Annotated in this window: 31 protein-coding genes; 1 reads left to right on the top strand and 30 read right to left on the bottom strand. The window is 50.2% G+C overall.

The window, feature by feature from the left end; genetic code table 11:
* Window positions 1-34 precede the first annotated feature (34 nt).
* The 27 genes from OGY67_RS13065 to rpsJ form a co-directional block, all read right to left on the bottom strand.
* On the bottom strand, window positions 35-1,024 hold the full coding sequence (locus tag OGY67_RS13065) for a DNA-directed RNA polymerase subunit alpha (RefSeq protein WP_003031139.1): 990 nt from the start codon (window positions 1,022-1,024) through the stop codon (window positions 35-37).
* A gap of 25 nt (window positions 1,025-1,049) precedes the next feature.
* A complete protein-coding gene (gene rpsD / locus OGY67_RS13060) occupies window positions 1,050-1,670 on the bottom strand; it encodes a 30S ribosomal protein S4 (protein WP_003031138.1) in 621 nt (206 codons plus the stop codon).
* 33 nt (window positions 1,671-1,703) lie between these two features.
* Window positions 1,704-2,093: a 30S ribosomal protein S11 gene (gene rpsK / locus OGY67_RS13055; RefSeq protein ID WP_003031137.1), complete on the bottom strand. Its 390-nt coding sequence runs from the start codon at window positions 2,091-2,093 to the stop codon at window positions 1,704-1,706.
* A gap of 16 nt (window positions 2,094-2,109) precedes the next feature.
* On the bottom strand, window positions 2,110-2,466 hold the full coding sequence (rpsM, locus tag OGY67_RS13050; RefSeq protein ID WP_003031135.1) for a 30S ribosomal protein S13: 357 nt from the start codon (window positions 2,464-2,466) through the stop codon (window positions 2,110-2,112).
* A gap of 146 nt (window positions 2,467-2,612) precedes the next feature.
* Window positions 2,613-2,729 (bottom strand): 50S ribosomal protein L36, encoded by a 117-nt coding sequence (gene rpmJ, locus OGY67_RS13045; RefSeq protein WP_000868187.1) that lies wholly within the window; start codon window positions 2,727-2,729, stop codon window positions 2,613-2,615.
* 30 nt (window positions 2,730-2,759) lie between these two features.
* Window positions 2,760-4,091: a preprotein translocase subunit SecY gene (gene secY, locus OGY67_RS13040; RefSeq protein WP_001118864.1), complete on the bottom strand. Its 1,332-nt coding sequence runs from the start codon at window positions 4,089-4,091 to the stop codon at window positions 2,760-2,762.
* A 7-nt stretch (window positions 4,092-4,098) separates the two neighbouring features.
* Window positions 4,099-4,533 carry a 50S ribosomal protein L15 gene (gene rplO / locus OGY67_RS13035; protein WP_003031132.1) on the bottom strand — a complete coding sequence of 145 codons (435 nt, stop codon included), beginning with the start codon at window positions 4,531-4,533 and terminating at the stop codon, window positions 4,099-4,101.
* Between the two features lie 3 nt (window positions 4,534-4,536).
* Entirely contained in the window at window positions 4,537-4,716 is a 180-nt protein-coding gene (gene rpmD, locus OGY67_RS13030) for a 50S ribosomal protein L30 (protein ID WP_001140434.1), read from the bottom strand.
* Window positions 4,717-4,719: 3 nt separating this feature from the next.
* Window positions 4,720-5,223 carry a 30S ribosomal protein S5 gene (gene rpsE / locus OGY67_RS13025; RefSeq protein WP_003031131.1) on the bottom strand — a complete coding sequence of 168 codons (504 nt, stop codon included), beginning with the start codon at window positions 5,221-5,223 and terminating at the stop codon, window positions 4,720-4,722.
* 14 nt (window positions 5,224-5,237) lie between these two features.
* The gene (rplR, locus tag OGY67_RS13020; protein WP_000358960.1) at window positions 5,238-5,591 is read right to left on the bottom strand and encodes a 50S ribosomal protein L18; all 354 of its coding nucleotides are present in this window, start codon (window positions 5,589-5,591) and stop codon (window positions 5,238-5,240) included.
* Window positions 5,592-5,600: 9 nt separating this feature from the next.
* Window positions 5,601-6,134, bottom strand: a complete 534-nt coding sequence (rplF, locus tag OGY67_RS13015) for a 50S ribosomal protein L6 (protein ID WP_003031129.1) — start codon at window positions 6,132-6,134, stop codon at window positions 5,601-5,603.
* A 12-nt stretch (window positions 6,135-6,146) separates the two neighbouring features.
* On the bottom strand, window positions 6,147-6,539 hold the full coding sequence (rpsH, locus tag OGY67_RS13010; RefSeq protein ID WP_003031127.1) for a 30S ribosomal protein S8: 393 nt from the start codon (window positions 6,537-6,539) through the stop codon (window positions 6,147-6,149).
* Window positions 6,540-6,569: 30 nt separating this feature from the next.
* The gene (gene rpsN / locus OGY67_RS13005; protein ID WP_003031125.1) at window positions 6,570-6,875 is read right to left on the bottom strand and encodes a 30S ribosomal protein S14; all 306 of its coding nucleotides are present in this window, start codon (window positions 6,873-6,875) and stop codon (window positions 6,570-6,572) included.
* A gap of 14 nt (window positions 6,876-6,889) precedes the next feature.
* Window positions 6,890-7,429 carry a 50S ribosomal protein L5 gene (gene rplE / locus OGY67_RS13000; RefSeq protein ID WP_003031123.1) on the bottom strand — a complete coding sequence of 180 codons (540 nt, stop codon included), beginning with the start codon at window positions 7,427-7,429 and terminating at the stop codon, window positions 6,890-6,892.
* Between the two features lie 14 nt (window positions 7,430-7,443).
* Window positions 7,444-7,758, bottom strand: coding sequence for a 50S ribosomal protein L24 (gene rplX / locus OGY67_RS12995; RefSeq protein ID WP_003031122.1), 315 nt, complete (start codon window positions 7,756-7,758; stop codon window positions 7,444-7,446).
* 10 nt (window positions 7,759-7,768) lie between these two features.
* The gene (gene rplN / locus OGY67_RS12990) at window positions 7,769-8,140 is read right to left on the bottom strand and encodes a 50S ribosomal protein L14 (RefSeq protein WP_000613954.1); all 372 of its coding nucleotides are present in this window, start codon (window positions 8,138-8,140) and stop codon (window positions 7,769-7,771) included.
* A 163-nt stretch (window positions 8,141-8,303) separates the two neighbouring features.
* Window positions 8,304-8,558, bottom strand: a complete 255-nt coding sequence (rpsQ, locus tag OGY67_RS12985; RefSeq protein ID WP_003031120.1) for a 30S ribosomal protein S17 — start codon at window positions 8,556-8,558, stop codon at window positions 8,304-8,306.
* Window positions 8,558-8,749 (bottom strand): 50S ribosomal protein L29, encoded by a 192-nt coding sequence (rpmC, locus tag OGY67_RS12980; protein ID WP_000644742.1) that lies wholly within the window; start codon window positions 8,747-8,749, stop codon window positions 8,558-8,560. The genes rpsQ and rpmC overlap by 1 nt, the downstream gene beginning before the upstream one ends.
* On the bottom strand, window positions 8,749-9,159 hold the full coding sequence (gene rplP, locus OGY67_RS12975) for a 50S ribosomal protein L16 (protein WP_000941208.1): 411 nt from the start codon (window positions 9,157-9,159) through the stop codon (window positions 8,749-8,751). Before rplP ends, rpmC begins: the two co-directional genes overlap by 1 nt.
* Window positions 9,160-9,171: 12 nt before the next feature.
* On the bottom strand, window positions 9,172-9,873 hold the full coding sequence (rpsC, locus tag OGY67_RS12970; RefSeq protein ID WP_000529945.1) for a 30S ribosomal protein S3: 702 nt from the start codon (window positions 9,871-9,873) through the stop codon (window positions 9,172-9,174).
* A 17-nt stretch (window positions 9,874-9,890) separates the two neighbouring features.
* Window positions 9,891-10,223, bottom strand: coding sequence for a 50S ribosomal protein L22 (gene rplV, locus OGY67_RS12965; protein ID WP_000448832.1), 333 nt, complete (start codon window positions 10,221-10,223; stop codon window positions 9,891-9,893).
* A 14-nt stretch (window positions 10,224-10,237) separates the two neighbouring features.
* Complete coding sequence (rpsS, locus tag OGY67_RS12960; protein WP_001138115.1) at window positions 10,238-10,516, bottom strand: 30S ribosomal protein S19; 279 nt, start codon at window positions 10,514-10,516, stop codon at window positions 10,238-10,240.
* Between the two features lie 16 nt (window positions 10,517-10,532).
* Window positions 10,533-11,354 carry a 50S ribosomal protein L2 gene (gene rplB / locus OGY67_RS12955; RefSeq protein WP_000301869.1) on the bottom strand — a complete coding sequence of 274 codons (822 nt, stop codon included), beginning with the start codon at window positions 11,352-11,354 and terminating at the stop codon, window positions 10,533-10,535.
* 17 nt (window positions 11,355-11,371) lie between these two features.
* Window positions 11,372-11,674 carry a 50S ribosomal protein L23 gene (gene rplW / locus OGY67_RS12950; protein WP_000617546.1) on the bottom strand — a complete coding sequence of 101 codons (303 nt, stop codon included), beginning with the start codon at window positions 11,672-11,674 and terminating at the stop codon, window positions 11,372-11,374.
* Entirely contained in the window at window positions 11,671-12,276 is a 606-nt protein-coding gene (gene rplD, locus OGY67_RS12945) for a 50S ribosomal protein L4 (RefSeq protein WP_003031119.1), read from the bottom strand. The genes rplW and rplD overlap by 4 nt, the downstream gene beginning before the upstream one ends.
* A 10-nt stretch (window positions 12,277-12,286) precedes the next feature.
* A complete protein-coding gene (gene rplC, locus OGY67_RS12940; RefSeq protein ID WP_003031117.1) occupies window positions 12,287-12,916 on the bottom strand; it encodes a 50S ribosomal protein L3 in 630 nt (209 codons plus the stop codon).
* Between the two features lie 32 nt (window positions 12,917-12,948).
* Complete coding sequence (rpsJ, locus tag OGY67_RS12935) at window positions 12,949-13,260, bottom strand: 30S ribosomal protein S10 (RefSeq protein ID WP_001181005.1); 312 nt, start codon at window positions 13,258-13,260, stop codon at window positions 12,949-12,951.
* Window positions 13,261-13,639: 379 nt separating this feature from the next.
* On the opposite strand from rpsJ, the gene OGY67_RS12930 reads away from it, so the two are divergent.
* The gene (locus tag OGY67_RS12930) at window positions 13,640-14,107 is read left to right on the top strand and encodes a prepilin peptidase (protein WP_286574034.1); all 468 of its coding nucleotides are present in this window, start codon (window positions 13,640-13,642) and stop codon (window positions 14,105-14,107) included.
* On the opposite strand, the gene bfr is transcribed toward OGY67_RS12930, so the two are convergent.
* The 3 genes from bfr to tuf all read right to left on the bottom strand — a co-directional run.
* Window positions 14,104-14,580, bottom strand: a complete 477-nt coding sequence (bfr, locus tag OGY67_RS12925; RefSeq protein WP_003827773.1) for a bacterioferritin — start codon at window positions 14,578-14,580, stop codon at window positions 14,104-14,106. The genes OGY67_RS12930 and bfr overlap by 4 nt on opposite strands.
* Before the next feature lie 71 nt (window positions 14,581-14,651).
* Window positions 14,652-14,846 (bottom strand): bacterioferritin-associated ferredoxin, encoded by a 195-nt coding sequence (bfd, locus tag OGY67_RS12920; protein WP_003031111.1) that lies wholly within the window; start codon window positions 14,844-14,846, stop codon window positions 14,652-14,654.
* 185 nt (window positions 14,847-15,031) lie between these two features.
* A partial coding sequence (gene tuf / locus OGY67_RS12915; protein WP_063942044.1) for an elongation factor Tu occupies window positions 15,032-16,081 on the bottom strand: 1,050 nt, incomplete at its 5' end.

Raw genomic sequence — 16,081 nt, 5'->3', positions numbered from 1 at the left:
ATCCTTCTCAGTAAAACCTTAACCTGTGATCCGGTTACTCGTCAGCGATGCTTGCCGGTGGCCAGTTTTCCAGGCGCATGCCCAGAGACAGTCCACGGGAAGCCAGCACGTCTTTAATCTCGGTAAGAGATTTTTTACCAAGGTTAGGCGTCTTAAGAAGCTCAACCTCAGTACGCTGTACCAGATCACCGATATAGTGGATAGCTTCTGCTTTGAGGCAGTTAGCAGAGCGGACAGTCAATTCCAGATCGTCAACAGGGCGCAGCAGGATCGGATCGAATTCTGGTTTCTCTTCTTTAACTTCCGGCTGACGTACATCACGTAAATCAACGAAAGCTTCCAGTTGTTCAGCCAGAATGGTTGCCGCACGACGAATCGCCTCTTCAGGATCGATTGTGCCGTTGGTTTCCATTTCGATGACCAGCTTGTCCAGGTCGGTACGCTGTTCTACACGCGCTGCTTCAACATTGTAGGCAATACGCTCTACAGGGCTGTAGCATGCGTCGACCAGCAGACGGCCGATTGGGCGCTCATCTTCTTCCGAATGAATTCGGGTAGAAGCCGGCACATAACCACGACCGCGCTGAACTTTGATACGCATGCTAATAGATGCATTCTCATCGGTCAGGTGGCAGATCACGTGCTGTGGCTTGACGATTTCGACATCACCATCATGGGTAATGTCGGCTGCAGTCACAGGGCCAATGCCAGATTTATTCAAGGTAAGAATAACGTCATCTTTACCCTGAACTCTCACCGCCAGCCCTTTCAGGTTGAGCAGGATTTCCAGGATATCTTCCTGAACGCCTTCTTTGGTGCTGTACTCATGTAGTACACCATCAATCTCAACCTCGGTCACCGCGCAACCCGGCATCGATGAGAGCAGAATACGGCGCAGTGCGTTACCCAAAGTATGGCCAAAGCCACGCTCTAAAGGCTCAAGGGTCACCTTGGCGTGCGTCGAACTCACTTGCTCGATATCTACCAGGCGCGGTTTTAGAAACTCTGTCACAGAACCCTGCATTGTGTCCTCTCTTTGGTACTAAGCTTTACTTGGAGTAAAGCTCGACGATCAGGTGTTCGTTAATGTCCGCAGACAGATCAGAACGCTCCGGCTTACGCTTGAACGTACCTTCCATCTTGCCAGCATCAACTTCCAGCCAGGTTGGCTTTTCACGCTGCTCAGCCAGCTCCAGAGCGGCTTTCACGCGAGACTGCTTCTTCGCTTTCTCACGAATGCTAACAACGTCATTCGGACTAACCTGATAAGAAGCGATGTTAACAACACGACCGTTTACCATAATTGCTTTATGGCTGACCAGCTGACGTGCTTCTGCACGAGTGGCACCGAAGCCCATACGGTATACAACGTTGTCCAGACGACCTTCCAGCAGACCCAACAGGTTTTCACCGGTGTTGCCTTTCAGACGTGCTGCTTCTTTGTAGTAGTTACGGAACTGACGCTCCAGCACACCGTAGATACGGCGAACTTTTTGCTTTTCACGCAACTGCACACCATAGTCAGACAGACGCGGTTTACGCGCACCGTGCTGGCCAGGAGCTTGTTCAATTTTACACTTGGTATCGATCGCGCGAACGCCAGACTTAAGGAATAAGTCAGTGCCCTCACGACGGCTCAGCTTGAGCTTAGGACCCAAATATCTTGCCATTTTCTTTCTCCAACAATCCTAGAAACGACAGCGTTATACGCGACGTTTTTTCGGCGGACGACAACCGTTATGAGGGATCGGAGTCACATCAGTAATATTAGTGATGCGGAAACCAGCGGCGTTCAGAGCACGAACAGTAGATTCGCGACCTGGACCCGGTCCTTTGACCATAACTTCCAGATTCTTGATACCGTATTCTTTTACGGCTTCAGCGCAACGCTCTGCTGCAACCTGAGCTGCAAACGGAGTGGATTTGCGAGAACCACGGAAACCGGAACCACCGGCTGTTGCCCAACCCAGTGCGTTACCCTGACGATCAGTAATGGTAACGATGGTGTTGTTAAAAGAAGCATGGATATGAGCCACGCCGTCAGAGACTTGTTTTCTTACACGTTTACGTGCACGAATTGGTGCCTTTGCCATTATTCAATCACCCCGATTATTTCTTGATCGGTTTGCGCGGACCCTTACGGGTACGTGCGTTGGTCTTGGTACGCTGACCGCGAACCGGGAGACCACGACGATGACGCAAACCGCGATAGCAACCAAGGTCCATAAGGCGCTTGATGCTCATGCTAACTTCACGGCGCAGATCACCTTCAACGACAAATTTGGCAACTTCGTCACGCAGCGTGTCGATTTGTTCTTCAGACAGCTCACTGATCTTAACATCTTCAGCGATACCCGCGGCAGCCAGAATGGCTTTAGAACGGGTCTTGCCGACGCCGTAGATCGAAGTTAATGCGATCACAGCATGTTTCTGATCAGGAATGTTAATGCCTGCTATACGGGCCACTATGCACTCCTACTATTTAATATGTACGCACCATGCTGAAAAGCCCGTTTTCAGGATACTCAAATGGAAACGCACAGACATACAAAAGATTGGCTGGCTAATCTAGCCAGCTCAACCCAACTTTGCAAGAAAAATATGCGAATAAATCAGCCTTGGCGCTGTTTATGCTTCGGCTCGGCACTGCAAATCACACGGATGACACCATCACGCTTAACGATTTTGCAGTTACGGCATAATTTCTTGACGGAAGCACGAACTTTCATTTTTACTCTCCGTAACTTCTCGGGCGACTGTTAACGGCCGTAGCCTTTCAGATTCGCCTTCTTCAATGCAGACTCGTACTGACTTGACATCATCAGAGTTTGCACTTGAGCCATAAAGTCCATAATCACGACAACAACGATAAGCAGTGAGGTCCCACCGAAGTAGAACGGTACTTTCATTGCATCACGCATGAACTCCGGGATCAGGCAGATAAAGGTAATGTAGAGCGCACCAACCAAAGTCAGGCGGGTCATTACTTTATCGATATACTTCGCCGTTTGCTCTCCCGGACGAATTCCTGGTACAAATGCACCGGACTTCTTCAGGTTATCTGCTGTTTCACGCGGGTTGAAAACCAACGCCGTGTAGAAGAAACAGAAGAATATGATTGCAGACGCATAGAGTAACACATAAAGCGGTTGCCCAGGCTGCAAATACAGCGAAATTGTTGTCAGCCAGTTCCAACCAGTCCCGCCCCCGAACCATGACGCGATGGTCGCCGGGAACAGAATAATACTGGAAGCGAAGATTGCCGGGATTACCCCCGCCATATTCACTTTCAGCGGTAAATGTGTGCTCTGTGCAGCATAGACACGACGACCTTGCTGACGTTTTGCGTAGTTTACCACAATACGGCGTTGACCACGCTCAACAAATACAACAAAGAACGTCACTGCGAATACTAATACTGCAACCAACAGCAACACGAGGAAGTGCAGGTCGCCTTGACGCGCTTGCTCGATAGTATGGGCAATGGCTGGCGGGAGTCCCGCGACAATACCGGCGAAGATAATGATTGAGATACCGTTGCCGATACCACGTTCAGTAATCTGTTCGCCCAACCACATCAGGAACATCGTCCCTGTAACCAGACTTACAACAGCGGTGAAATAGAATGCAAAGCCTGGGTTCATCACCAGGCCCTGCATACCAGGCATATTCGGCAGACCGGTAGCAATACCGATCGACTGGAATATTGCCAGCACCAGAGTACCGTAGCGGGTGTACTGGCTGATCTTACGACGACCAGACTCCCCTTCTTTCTTAATTTCTGCCAGCGTTGGATGAACCACCGTCAGCAGCTGGATAATGATCGACGCCGAAATATACGGCATGATCCCCAGAGCAAAGATAGAAGCACGGCTGAGAGCACCACCAGAGAACATGTTAAACATTTCAATGATGGTGCCTCGCTGTTGCTCAAGCAGTTTGGCAAGTACAGCGGCATCAATACCAGGGATCGGAATGAAAGAGCCAATACGGAACACAATCAGCGCGCCGATTACAAACAGCAGTCTGCGTTTCAGCTCGCCTAAGCCACCTTTGGCACTTTGAAAATCTAATCCCGGTTGTTTAGCCATCTGCTACTTATTCCTCGATTTTACCGCCAGCAGCTTCGATAGCAGCACGAGCGCCTTTAGTAACACGCAGGCCACGAACAGTTACCGGAGTAGTGACTTCACCAGCCAGGATCACTTTCGCGAACTCGATCTGGATACCGATAATGTTAGCTGCTTTCAGCGTGTTCAGGTCTACAACACCGCCTTCAACTTTAGCCAGGTCAGACAGACGAACTTCGGCTGTAATCGCTGCTTTACGTGAAGTGAAGCCGAATTTCGGCAGACGACGGTACAGAGGCATCTGACCACCCTCGAAACCGCGACGTACGCCACCGCCAGAACGAGACTTCTGACCTTTGTGACCACGACCACCGGTTTTACCGAGGCCAGAACCGATACCACGACCCAGGCGGCGAGCCGCTTTTTTAGAGCCTTCGGCCGGAGACAGAGTATTTAAACGCATCTCTTACTCCTCAACTTTAACCATGAAGGAAACCGCGTTGACCATACCACGAACAGCAGGAGTATCCTCGCGCTCTACGGTGTGACCAATACGACGCAGACCCAGGCCAAGCAGCGTTGCCTTGTGTTTCGGCAGACGACCGATTGCACTGCGGGTTTGAGTAATTTTAATAGTCTTTGCCATGGTTTATTTCCCCAGAATTTCTTCAACGGATTTACCACGCTTGGCAGCGACCATTTCCGGAGATTTCATATTTTCCAGGCCATCGATAGTTGCACGCACCACGTTAATCGGGTTAGTAGAACCATACGCTTTAGCCAGAACGTTACGAACTCCAGCGACTTCCAGAACGGCGCGCATTGCACCACCGGCGATGATACCGGTACCTTCGGAAGCCGGCTGCATGAATACACGAGAACCCGTGTGAGTACCCTTAACCGGGTGCTGCAGGGTGCCGTGGTTCAGCGCGACGTTAATCATATTGCGACGGGCTTTTTCCATCGCTTTCTGGATCGCTGCTGGAACTTCACGCGCTTTACCGTAACCAAAACCAACGCGACCGTTACCATCACCAACTACAGTCAGAGCTGTGAAGGAGAAAATACGACCACCTTTAACGGTTTTAGATACGCGGTTAACCGCGATCAGCTTTTCCTGCAGTTCGCCAGCTTGTTTTTCGATGTGAGCCATCTTACACCTCTACCTTAGAACTGAAGGCCAGCTTCACGGGCAGCATCTGCCAGTGCCTGGACACGACCATGATATTGGAACCCGGAACGGTCAAAAGAAACATCTTTGATGCCTTTTTCCAGAGCGCGTTCAGCAACAGCTTTACCTACAGCTGCAGCAGCGTCTTTGTTACCGGTGTACTTCAATTGTTCAGCGATAGCTTTTTCTACAGTAGAAGCAGCTACCAGAACTTCAGAACCGTTCGGTGCAATTACCTGTGCGTAAATATGACGCGGGGTACGATGTACCACCAGGCGAGTTGCACCCAGCTCCTGGAGCTTGCGGCGTGCGCGGGTCGCACGACGGATACGAGCAGATTTCTTATCCATAGTGTTACCTTACTTCTTCTTAGCCTCTTTGGTACGCACGACTTCGTCGGCGTAACGAACACCCTTGCCTTTATAAGGCTCAGGACGACGGTAGGCGCGCAGATCTGCTGCAACCTGACCGATCAGCTGTTTATCAGCGCCTTTCAGCACGATTTCAGTCTGAGACGGACATTCTGCAGTGATTCCCGCAGGCAGCTGATGGTCAACTGGGTGAGAGAAACCTAAAGCCAGGTTTACTACATTCCCTTTAACCGCTGCACGATAACCTACACCAACCAGCTGAAGCTTCTTAGTGAAACCTTCGGTAACACCGACAACCATTGCATTCAGCAGGGCACGCGCGGTACCAGCCTGAGCCCATCCATCTGCGTAACCATCACGCGGACCGAAGGTCAGTGCATTATCTGCATGATTTACTGCAACAGCATCGTTGAGAGTACGAGTCAGCTCGCCGTTTTTACCTTTGATCGTAATAACCTGACCGTTGATTTTTACATCAACGCCGGCAGGAATAACGACCGGTGCTTTAGCAACACGAGACATTTTTTCCTCCGATTAGGCTACGTAGCAGATAATTTCGCCACCAAGACCAGCCTGGCGCGCTGCACGATCAGTCATAACACCTTTAGAGGTAGAAACAACTGCGATACCCATGCCAGCCATAACTTTCGGCAGCTCGTCTTTACGCTTATAAATGCGCAGACCTGGGCGACTGACACGCTGAATGCTTTCTACAACAGCTTTACCCTGGAAATACTTGAGAGTAAGTTCCAGTTCCGGCTTGGTGTCGCCTTCAACTTTAAAATCTTCAATAAAACCTTCTTCCTTCAGCACGTTGGCAATTGCCACTTTCAGCTTGGAGGAAGGCATGGTGACCGCAGCTTTATTCGCGGCCTGACCGTTACGGATACGGGTCAGCATATCCGCGATCGGATCTTGCATGCTCATCTGTCTTTACTCCCGTGATTCAATTGGTAATTACCAGCTAGCCTTTTTCAAGCCTGGTACTTCACCGCGCATGGCGGCTTCACGCAGTTTGATACGGCTCAACCCGAACTTGCCCACATAGCCATGCGGACGACCTGTTTGACGGCAGCGGTTACGCTGACGGGACGGGCTGGAATCACGCGGCAGAGACTGCAGCTTGAGAACTGCGTTCCAACGATCTTCGTCGGTCGCGTTCACATCAGAGATAATAGCTTTCAGTTCAGCGCGTTTTGCGAAGTACTTATCAGCTAAAGCTACGCGCTTTACTTCGCGTGCTTTCATTGATTGCTTAGCCATTCAGTAACCCTACCTTACTTGCGGAACGGGAAGTCAAAGGCAGCCAGCAGAGCACGGCCTTCTTCATCAGATTTCGCAGTAGTGGTAATGGTAATATCCAAACCACGCACGCGGTCGACTTTATCGTAGTCGATTTCTGGGAAGATGATCTGCTCACGGACACCCATGCTGTAGTTACCACGACCGTCGAAAGACTTAGCGGACAAGCCACGGAAGTCACGGATACGTGGAACAGCAATAGTGATCAGGCGCTCAAAGAACTCCCACATGCGTTCGCCACGCAGAGTTACTTTACAGCCGATCGGATAGCCCTGACGGATTTTGAAGCCTGCAACTGATTTGCGTGCTTTGGTGATCAGCGGTTTTTGACCGGAGATTGCTGTCAGGTCAGCTGCTGCGTTATCCAGCAGTTTCTTGTCAGCGATCGCTTCACCAACACCCATGTTCAGGGTGATCTTCTCGACCCGAGGGACTTGCATGACAGAATTGTAGTTAAACTCAGTCATGAGTTTAGCGACTACTTCGTCTTTGTAGTAATCATGCAGTTTCGCCATCGTACTACTCCAAATTACTTGATAGTTTCGCTGTTAGATTTGAAGAAACGGACTTTTTTGCCGTCTTCGAATCTAAAGCCTACACGGTCAGCCTTGCCGGTTGCCGCGTTGAAGATAGCAAGGTTAGAGATCTGAATAGCTGCTTCTTTCTCTACGATGCCGCCTGGTTGGTTCAGGGCCGGAACCGGCTTCTGATGTTTCTTAACCAGGTTGATACCTTCAACAATGACCTTGCCGGAAGACAGGACATTCTTAACTTTACCGCGTTTACCTTTATCTTTACCGGTTAACACGATAACTTCGTCATCACGACGGATCTTCGCTGCCATGATTCGCTCCTTAGAGTACTTCTGGTGCCAGAGAGATAATTTTCATGAACTTCTCGTTACGAAGTTCACGAGTTACCGGCCCAAAAATACGCGTACCGATAGGTTGCTCGCTGTTATTGTTTAAAATAACGCATGCATTACCATCGAAGCGAATGACAGAACCGTCCGGGCGACGAACACCCTTCTTGGTGCGCACCACTACCGCCTTCAGCACATCACCTTTTTTGACCTTACCACGCGGAATTGCTTCCTTGATGGTGATCTTGATGATATCGCCGACGCCTGCGTAGCGACGGTGCGAGCCACCCAGAACCTTGATACACATTACGCGACGTGCACCGGAGTTGTCGGCGACGTTCAGCATAGTCTGTTCTTGGATCATTTTAGTGCTCCGCTAATGTCAACTACTACTGAGACCCGAAAATCAGGTCGTTAAAAAAGCCCCATATCGGGGGCGCGGCATTATAACACCGCTTCAACGATATGGGTAGAAAAAATAAACGGCTCATCGCTGAGCCGTTTATTCGTTGAGAATGCCTACTGTATTACAGAACGGCTTTCTCTACAACGCGAACCAGCGTCCAGGACTTAGTCTTGGACAGCGGACGGCATTCGCGGATTTCAACCACGTCACCAGTACCGCATTCGTTGTTCTCGTCATGTACGTGCAGTTTGGTCGTACGCTTAATGAATTTACCGTAGATCGGGTGTTTCACAAAACGTTCGATAGCAACAACGATGGATTTCTCCATTTTATCGCTAACAACGCGACCTTGCAGAGTACGGATTTTATCGGTCATTACGCACCCGCCTTCTCAGTCAGTAAAGTCTTAACGCGTGCGACGTCACGACGCACTTGCTTCAACAGGTGAGACTGTTGCAGCTGGCCACTTGCAGCCTGCATACGCAGGTTGAACTGCTCACGCAGCAGATTCAGCAGCTCGGTGTTCAGCTCTTCAACACTCTTCTCACGCAGCTCTTTTGCTTTCATTACATCACCGTCTTAGTTACAAAGGTGGTTTTAATCGGCAGTTTCGCTGCTGCCAGCTTGAATGCTTCACGGGCCAGCTCTTCCGGTACGCCGTCCATTTCATACAGGACTTTACCCGGCTGAATCAAGGCAACCCAATACTCCACGTTACCTTTACCTTTACCCATACGCACTGCCAGCGGCTTTTCAGTGATCGGTTTGTCCGGGAATACACGGATCCAGATCTTACCTTGACGCTTAACTGCACGGGTCATAGCACGACGTGCTGCTTCGATCTGACGGGCAGTCAGACGACCACGGCCAACAGCTTTCAGACCGAAGCTGCCGAAGCTAACATCCGCGCCAGCAGCCAGACCGCGGTTACGGCCTTTGTGCATTTTACGGAATTTTGTACGCTTTGGTTGTAACATCAGCGACGCTCCTTATTTACGGCCTTTACGCTGCTGCTTTTTAGGTTGCGCAGCCGGTTTTTCCGGTTGTTCAACAGCAGCCATACCACCCAGGATCTCGCCTTTGAAGATCCACACTTTAACGCCGATTACACCGTAAGTGGTGTGCGCTTCAGAGGTGTTGTAGTCGATGTCAGCACGCAGAGTGTGCAGAGGTACGCGACCTTCGCGGTACCATTCGGTACGTGCGATTTCCGCGCCGCCCAGACGGCCGCTAACTTCAACTTTGATACCTTTAGCGCCCAGACGCATTGCGTTCTGTACAGCACGCTTCATAGCACGACGGAACATAACACGACGTTCCAGCTGAGAAGTGATGCTGTCAGCAACCAATTTTGCGTCCAGTTCAGGCTTACGCACTTCGGCGATATTGATCTGAGCAGGAACGCCAGCAATATCCGCTACGACTTTGCGCAGTTTTTCTACGTCTTCGCCTTTCTTACCGATAACGATACCCGGGCGAGCGGTGTGAATGGTCACACGGATGCTCTTAGCCGGACGCTCGATAACGATACGAGATACAGACGCTTTAGCCAGTTCCTTAGTCAGGTACTGACGTACTTTAAAATCGCTGTCCAGGTTGTCAGCGAATTCTTTGGTGTTCGCAAACCAGGTTGAGTTCCATGGTTTTACAATACCCAGGCGAATACCATTAGGATGTACTTTCTGACCCATTGCTAGTCTCCAGAGTCTCAGCGATCGGACACAACCACAGTAATGTGGCTGGTGCGCTTCAGGATGCGATCTGCACGACCTTTTGCACGCGGCATAATGCGCTTCATGCTCGGGCCTTCGTCTACGAAAATTTTCGTAACTTTCAGATCGTCAATGTCAGCGCCATCGTTGTGTTCAGCGTTAGCAATGGCAGATTCCAGGACTTTCTTAACCAGTACAGCCGCTTTCTTATTGGTGTAGGTCAGAATATCCAGAGCCTGCGACACTTTCTTACCGCGAATCAGGTCTGCAACAAGGCGAACCTTCTGAGCAGAAGAACGAGCATGGCGATGTTGAGCTAAAGTTTCCATCTCTTCCTCCTACCTTATTTCTTCTTCGCTTTTTTATCAGCAGCGTGGCCGCGATAAGTACGAGTCGGTGCGAATTCACCCAGTTTGTGACCGACCATTTCGTCGGAAACAAATACCGGAACGTGCTGACGACCATTATGGACAGCGATGGTCAAACCGATCATGTTAGGAAAGATCGTTGAACGACGGGACCAAGTGCGCAGGGGCTTCTTGTCTCCGCTTTCCACCGCTTTCTCTACCTTCTTCAGCAAGTGCAGGTCAATAAAAGGACCTTTCTTGAGAGAACGTGGCATGGCTTATCCTCTAAAATTATTTGCTACGGCGACGTACGATGAATTTATCAGTACGCTTGTTGCTGCGGGTCTTCTTACCTTTGGTCTGAACGCCCCACGGAGTTACCGGGTGCTTACCAAAGTTACGACCTTCACCACCACCATGTGGGTGATCGACTGGGTTCATCGCAGTACCGCGAACGGTAGGACGAACACCACGCCAGCGTGCAGCACCTGCTTTACCCAGAACGCGCAGCATATGCTCAGCATTGCCAACTTCGCCCAGAGTTGCACGGCAGTCTGCTTCGACTTTACGCATTTCACCAGAACGCAGACGCAGGGTGACATAAGCACCATCACGAGCAACGATCTGAACGTAAGTACCAGCGGAACGTGCCAGCTGACCGCCTTTACCTGGTTTCATTTCTACGTTATGAACGGTAGAACCAACCGGGATATTGCGCATCGGCAGGGTGTTACCTGCTTTGATTGCAGCATCAACGCCAGACTGAATCTGGTCGCCAGCTTTCAGGCCTTTAGGGGCCAGGATGTAACGGCGTTCACCGTCTTTGTACAGAACCAGCGCGATGTTCGCGGAGCGGTTCGGATCGTACTCAAGACGTTCAACAACTGCCGGGATACCGTCTTTGTTGCGTTTGAAGTCAACAATACGATAAGCCTGCTTGTGACCACCACCGATGTGACGAGTGGTGATGCGGCCATTGTTGTTACGACCACCGGATTTGCTGTTTTTTTCAACCAGCGGAGCAAAAGGTTTGCCCTTGTGCAGCTCTGGGTTGACCACTTTAACAACGTGGCGACGACCCGGAGATGTCGGTTTACATTTAACAACTGCCATTGTATTACTCCTCCGACTTACTCAGCGCCGCCGACGAAGTCCAGATTCTGGCCTTCCTTCAGGGTGACGTAAGCTTTTTTCCAGTCGCTACGACGACCGATACGCTGTCCGTGACGTTTAACTTTCCCTTTAACTACCAGGGTGTTAACGACTTCGACTTCGACTTCAAACAGTTTCTGCACAGCAGCTTTGATTTCTGCTTTGGTCGCGTCTTTAGCAACTTTGAGAACGATGGTGTTAGTTTTTTCCATCGCAGTAGACGCTTTTTCAGAAACGTGCGGTGCGCGCAGCACTTTCAGCAGACGTTCTTCACGAATCATGCCAGCATCTCCTCAACTTGCTTAACAGCATCAGCAGTCATTACGACTTTGTCGAAGGCGATCAGGCTAACCGGGTCGATACCAGTTGCATCGCGTACGTCAACCTTGTGCAGGTTGCGCGCAGCCAGGAACAGGTTTTCGTCCAGCTCACCGGTGATGATCAGCACATCTTCCAGAGCCATGTCTTTCAGTTTCTGTGCCAGCAGCTTAGTTTTAGGCGCTTCTACAGAGAATGATTCGACAACGATCAGACGATCCTGACGTACCAGTTCGGACAGAATGCTTTTCAGCGCGCCGCGGTACATCTTTTTGTTAACTTTTTGACTGTGGTCCTGTGGACGAGCAGCGAAGGTCACGCCACCTGAACGCCAGATCGGGCTCTTGATAGAACCTGAACGCGCACGGCCGGTACCTTTCTGGCGCCACGGCTTTTTGCCTGAACCAGTTACTTCAGCACGAGTCTTCTGAGCACGAGTACCCTGACGAGCACCAGCTGCATAAGCAACAACAACCTGGTGAACCAGCGCTTCGTTGAAATCACGACCGAAGGTAGTTTCGGAAACAGTCAGCGCGCTCTGCGCGTCTTTCAATACTAATTCCATTGCTATCCCCTTACGCCTTCACAGCTGGTTTAACGATCAGGTCGCAACCGGTCGCACCCGGAACACCACCTTTAACCAGCAGCAGGTTGCGCTCAGCGTCAACACGTACTACGTCCAGGCTCTGAACGGTTACACGTTCGTTGCCCAGCTGACCTGCCATTTTCTTGCCTTTGAACACTTTGCCCGGAGTCTGGTTCTGACCGATAGAACCCGGAACGCGGTGAGACAAGGAGTTACCGTGAGTAGCGTCCTGGGTACGGAAGTTCCAGCGCTTAACGGTACCAGCGAAACCTTTACCTTTAGAGGTACCGGTTACGTCAACTTTTTTAACGTCAGCAAACAGTTCAACGCTAATGTTCTGACCAACGGTGTATTCTTCACCATCTGCCAGACGGAATTCCCACAGACCGCGGCCAGCTTCTACGCCAGCTTTAGCAAAGTGGCCAGCTTCCGGCTTAGTTACGCGGTTAGCTTTTTTAGCACCGGTGGTAACCTGAACAGCGCGATAGCCATCGTTAGCCAGATCTTTAACCTGAGTAACGCGGTTTGCTTCAACTTCGATAACGGTTACTGGGATAGATACGCCATCTTCAGTGAAGATGCGGGTCATACCCACTTTTTTACCGACTAAACCAATCATTGTATCAACCTCTCAATCGCTCGATGACCTGATTAACCCAGGCTGATCTGCACGTCTACACCGGCAGCCAGGTCCAGACGCATCAGAGCATCAACGGTTTTTTCAGTTGGCTCAACGATGTCAACCAGACGCTTGTGAGTACGGATCTCGTACTGATCACGCGCGTCTTTGTTGACGTGCGGGGAGATCAGAACGGTGAAACGCTCTTTGCGGGTCGGCAGCGGGATCGGACCACGAACCTGCGCACCAGTGCGCTTGGCAGTCTCGACGATTTCCGCGGTTGATTGATCGATCAGACGATGATCAAACGCTTTCAAACGGATACGGATTCTTTGGTTCTGCATGAGACCAGAGCTCCAATTATTTTATAGACGAAATAGTTACTCCTCAAACCCATTACGATTGATGGGAGAGTGTAACCGTTCTTACAGAGTTCCCCGATTGGGAACATTGTCTGGTATTGCTTTCGCAGTACCGGTGGCTCATATCGAACCGCTGTCAATATTAGACAAGCCCGCGCATTATACGTAAATCTCAGCCTTAAGCAAGTACCGCGTAGAAATTAATCACTCGTTCACAAATGCGGCGCTCCTTCCACTCTGATTGTATGTCCTGTGGTGCAACGCGTTTTCCGTGGAAGAGAGCATCCATAACCCATATCCCAGGCTTGTAGGGCCGCCGGGTTTACCTGAAGGTAAACTCTTTACCAGATAAGGCTTGCCCATGTACATCGACCTCCCCTTTCTGTTGATTTATGTTTCGCTATCAGGGCTGCTCTTAGTCCATGACCTACGTACCGGGTTGCTGCCCGACAAATTTACCTGCCCTCTTTTGTGGGGCGGTCTTATTTATCATCAATGCTGCAGACCTGCACAGTTATCCGACGCGCTTTGGGGGGTCGTAGCGGGCTATGGGGTATTTACTTTGTTCTACTGGGGGTATCGTTTGATATGCCGACAGGAAGGATTAGGCTTTGGTGATGTCAAATTTCTTGCCGCGCTAGGCGCATGGCATCGCTGGGAATCATTACCACTGTTGGTTTTACTTGCCGCGGGTATGGCATGTTGCCTCACCGGGATTTACTGCGTCCGTTACGGGAAACAGGTACTAAAAAACCCGCTGCCATTTGGGCCATATCTGGCGGCTGCGGGTTTTGTTATTGGCCTGGTAAGTATGATACAGGGCGGTTAGTCACTGACTTTAATTTGCGATTGCAGATAATTTTGTAAGCCAAGTTTTGCAATCAGGTCCAGCTCGGTTTCGAGCCAGTCAATATGCCCTTCTTCTTCAGTCAGGATCTCAATCATCATATCCCGGCTGACATAATCATGAACGCTATCGGCATAGGCAATGGCTTCACGTAAGTCTTTAGCACCATCGAGTTCGAGTCGAAGATCGGATTGCAGCATCTCTTCAACGTCTTCGCCAATACCCAACTTGCCAAGATCCTGCAAGTTAGGGATCCCTTCTAAGAATAAAATACGCTCGATATATTTATCAGCGTGTTTCATCTCATCGATAGATTCATGGTACTCAACATCATTGAGGCGAGTCAGTCCCCAGTTTTTAAACATACGAGCATGGAGAAAATACTGGTTGATCGCGACAAGCTCATTTCCCAATAGTTTATTGAGATAATTTATGATTTTAACATCACCTTTCATTTTATAGTCCCTCCGCTTCCACTCTTAGAGCGTAGATGGGGCTACAGGGATGTCAAAAAAAAGAGTGTGACTTAGGCGATCTCTTTAAATTCTGGCATTTGTGTTAATTCATCCTGCATGACCTCGCGGGCAGCACGAATGCATTTACCGCATTGATTTCCAACAGGAATAAATTTACGTAATTGCTGAAAGGACTGAGGATGAAACTGGCGAACAGCCTGACGTATTTTTTTATCACTTATCGCATTACACAAACAAACGTACATGATCGCTCCCGTTCAATTTCTGCGCAAAGTGTAAATGAGAATAGTTATGATTACAATAGCACAACGCGATTTACGCGGCGGGAGAATGAATAAAAAATGCGAATAAATATGACAACGACTAAATTGCAGGTAGCAAAAAGGGCGCCGAAGCGCCCTTTTTAAGCTCAAAGCTAATTAATCAATAATTAGCTCATTACTTTAGCAACAACGCCCGCACCAACAGTACGGCCGCCTTCACGGATTGCGAAACGCAGACCGTCGTCCATCGCGATCGGGTGGATCAGGGTAACAACCATTTTGATGTTGTCGCCCGGCATTACCATCTCTACGCCTTCCGGCAGTTCGATGGTACCAGTCACGTCAGTAGTACGGAAGTAGAACTGCGGACGGTAGCCTTTGAAGAACGGAGTATGACGGCCGCCTTCGTCTTTGGACAGAATGTACACTTCAGATTCGAACTTGGTGTGCGGCTTGATAGAGCCCGGCTTAGCCAGTACCTGACCACGTTCGATTTCTTCACGTTTGATACCACGCAGCAGAACACCAACGTTCTCACCAGCACGGCCTTCGTCCAGCAGTTTGCGGAACATTTCAACGCCAGTACAGGTAGACTTAGCAGTCTCTTTGATACCAACGATTTCAACTTCTTCACCAACTTTGATGATACCGCGCTCTACACGACCGGTAACAACGGTACCACGACCGGAGATGGAGAATACGTCTTCGATAGGCAGCAGGAACGGCTTGTCAATCGCACGCTCTGGTTCTGGGATGTAAGAATCCAGGAAGCCAGCCAGTTCGATGATTTTCGCTTCCCACTCTGCTTCGCCTTCCAGCGCTTTCAGAGCAGAACCACGAACGATCGGAGTGTCGTCGCCCGGGAAATCGTACTGAGACAGAAGTTCACGAACTTCCATTTCTACCAGTTCCAGCAGCTCTTCGTCATCAACCATGTCGCATTTGTTCAGGAACACGATGATGTACGGAACGCCTACCTGACGACCCAGCAGGATGTGCTCACGAGTCTGCGGCATCGGGCCGTCAGTCGCAGCAACAACCAGGATCGCGCCGTCCATCTGCGCAGCACCGGTGATCATGTTTTTAACATAGTCGGCGTGGCCCGGGCAGTCTACGTGTGCGTAGTGGCGAGTCGGGGTGTCATATTCAACGTGAGAAGTGTTGATGGTGATACCACGAGCTTTTTCTTCCGGCGCGTTATCGATCTGGTCGAATGC

This window comes from Citrobacter sp. Cpo015 (assembly GCF_030333035.1).
GTDB lineage: Bacteria > Pseudomonadota > Gammaproteobacteria > Enterobacterales > Enterobacteriaceae > Citrobacter > Citrobacter portucalensis.
This window is presented reverse-complemented; position numbering and strand designations above follow the sequence as displayed.

Coding starts and splice junctions, on each gene's coding strand:
- OGY67_RS13065 (WP_003031139.1), bottom strand. CDS start 1,024: ATGCAGGGTTCTGTGACAGAGTTTCTAAAACCGCGCCTGGTAGATATC.
- rpsD (WP_003031138.1), bottom strand. CDS start 1,670: ATGGCAAGATATTTGGGTCCTAAGCTCAAGCTGAGCCGTCGTGAGGGC.
- rpsK (WP_003031137.1), bottom strand. CDS start 2,093: ATGGCAAAGGCACCAATTCGTGCACGTAAACGTGTAAGAAAACAAGTC.
- rpmJ (WP_000868187.1), bottom strand. CDS start 2,729: ATGAAAGTTCGTGCTTCCGTCAAGAAATTATGCCGTAACTGCAAAATC.
- secY (WP_001118864.1), bottom strand. CDS start 4,091: ATGGCTAAACAACCGGGATTAGATTTTCAAAGTGCCAAAGGTGGCTTA.
- rplO (WP_003031132.1), bottom strand. CDS start 4,533: ATGCGTTTAAATACTCTGTCTCCGGCCGAAGGCTCTAAAAAAGCGGCT.
- rpmD (WP_001140434.1), bottom strand. CDS start 4,716: ATGGCAAAGACTATTAAAATTACTCAAACCCGCAGTGCAATCGGTCGT.
- rpsE (WP_003031131.1), bottom strand. CDS start 5,223: ATGGCTCACATCGAAAAACAAGCTGGCGAACTGCAGGAAAAGCTGATC.
- rplR (WP_000358960.1), bottom strand. CDS start 5,591: ATGGATAAGAAATCTGCTCGTATCCGTCGTGCGACCCGCGCACGCCGC.
- rplF (WP_003031129.1), bottom strand. CDS start 6,134: ATGTCTCGTGTTGCTAAAGCACCGGTCGTTATTCCTGCCGGCGTTGAT.
- rpsH (WP_003031127.1), bottom strand. CDS start 6,539: ATGAGCATGCAAGATCCGATCGCGGATATGCTGACCCGTATCCGTAAC.
- rpsN (WP_003031125.1), bottom strand. CDS start 6,875: ATGGCTAAGCAATCAATGAAAGCACGCGAAGTAAAGCGCGTAGCTTTA.
- rplE (WP_003031123.1), bottom strand. CDS start 7,429: ATGGCGAAACTGCATGATTACTACAAAGACGAAGTAGTCGCTAAACTC.
- rplX (WP_003031122.1), bottom strand. CDS start 7,758: ATGGCAGCGAAGATCCGTCGTGATGACGAAGTTATCGTGTTAACCGGT.
- rplN (WP_000613954.1), bottom strand. CDS start 8,140: ATGATCCAAGAACAGACTATGCTGAACGTCGCCGACAACTCCGGTGCA.
- rpsQ (WP_003031120.1), bottom strand. CDS start 8,558: ATGACCGATAAAATCCGTACTCTGCAAGGTCGCGTTGTTAGCGATAAA.
- rpmC (WP_000644742.1), bottom strand. CDS start 8,749: ATGAAAGCAAAAGAGCTGCGTGAGAAGAGTGTTGAAGAGCTGAACACC.
- rplP (WP_000941208.1), bottom strand. CDS start 9,159: ATGTTACAACCAAAGCGTACAAAATTCCGTAAAATGCACAAAGGCCGT.
- rpsC (WP_000529945.1), bottom strand. CDS start 9,873: ATGGGTCAGAAAGTACATCCTAATGGTATTCGCCTGGGTATTGTAAAA.
- rplV (WP_000448832.1), bottom strand. CDS start 10,223: ATGGAAACTTTAGCTCAACATCGCCATGCTCGTTCTTCTGCTCAGAAG.
- rpsS (WP_001138115.1), bottom strand. CDS start 10,516: ATGCCACGTTCTCTCAAGAAAGGTCCTTTTATTGACCTGCACTTGCTG.
- rplB (WP_000301869.1), bottom strand. CDS start 11,354: ATGGCAGTTGTTAAATGTAAACCGACATCTCCGGGTCGTCGCCACGTT.
- rplW (WP_000617546.1), bottom strand. CDS start 11,674: ATGATTCGTGAAGAACGTCTGCTGAAAGTGCTGCGCGCACCGCACGTT.
- rplD (WP_003031119.1), bottom strand. CDS start 12,276: ATGGAATTAGTATTGAAAGACGCGCAGAGCGCGCTGACTGTTTCCGAA.
- rplC (WP_003031117.1), bottom strand. CDS start 12,916: ATGATTGGTTTAGTCGGTAAAAAAGTGGGTATGACCCGCATCTTCACT.
- rpsJ (WP_001181005.1), bottom strand. CDS start 13,260: ATGCAGAACCAAAGAATCCGTATCCGTTTGAAAGCGTTTGATCATCGT.
- OGY67_RS12930 (WP_286574034.1), top strand. CDS start 13,640: ATGTACATCGACCTCCCCTTTCTGTTGATTTATGTTTCGCTATCAGGG.
- bfr (WP_003827773.1), bottom strand. CDS start 14,580: ATGAAAGGTGATGTTAAAATCATAAATTATCTCAATAAACTATTGGGA.
- bfd (WP_003031111.1), bottom strand. CDS start 14,846: ATGTACGTTTGTTTGTGTAATGCGATAAGTGATAAAAAAATACGTCAG.